Origin of the sequence: Flavobacterium sp. GP15, assembly GCF_014281985.1 — a bacterium.
Classification (GTDB): Bacteria; Bacteroidota; Bacteroidia; order Flavobacteriales; family Flavobacteriaceae; genus Flavobacterium; species Flavobacterium pygoscelis.
The window spans coordinates 1-711 of sequence record NZ_JACFTC010000032.1 but is presented as its reverse complement, the minus strand read 5'-3'; the positions used below and the strand labels follow the sequence as shown (position 1 = coordinate 711).

Sequence of the window (711 nt, the reverse complement as noted above, 5' to 3'; positions counted from 1 at the left end):
GGCAGTAATTTTACCGTAAAAACAACAAAATCAGTAAATTAACACATAAAATGAAAGATAAATTAGAATTAAATAAAGAAGAATACGATATTTTTCCTGATGATTTTGACATAAATATTAAAGTGTTAGAATATTATCAAGATTTAGTTTTTGAACAAAAACAAAATGAATTAAACACAAGACAAAAACATTTTACACTATATTATATTGTAGACGCAATGATAAATAATAGTGGTATTTATTCAATCCTTTTAGAAAGCTTGGGCGAATATAATGAAGGATATCTCGAAATGTTGAAGATGTCTGAAAATTTAGCAGACTACGAAGATTTCAAAATAATCATCAAAATATTTAATGATTATAAAGAATCATTTTTAGAACAAGAATATCCAGAACAGTTAGATGAAGATTCAGATAATTTTGATTCAGACATTTCTGAATTAATAGAAAAAATTGAACATAATTGGTATGAGAATTCTGAAATAAGAGAAGAAAAATTTTTCAAGTATTTGAGAAATAATAAAAGTGAAATAATTAGGAGTTAAAAAAACTACTGCCAACAGCCGTTTGGCGTGATTGGGGATTTAGTGGAATTAGCGTTTTTTTACTACATTTACGTTAAGCCGAAAATACTCGATTTCAAAAGTCCCCAACCACGCCAAGCGCCAAGACGTTAGCGGTAATGCCCGCGCACAGCCTAGAAAATATGGG

At 28.7% G+C, this 711-nt stretch carries 1 protein-coding gene; it reads left to right on the top strand.

Going from position 1 to position 711, the window contains the following annotated elements; genetic code table 11:
* Positions 1-50 precede the first annotated feature (50 nt).
* On the top strand, positions 51-545 hold the full coding sequence (locus tag H2650_RS15705; RefSeq protein WP_188051773.1) for a DUF4375 domain-containing protein: 495 nt from the start codon (positions 51-53) through the stop codon (positions 543-545).
* The last annotated feature ends 166 nt before the right edge of the window (positions 546-711 follow it).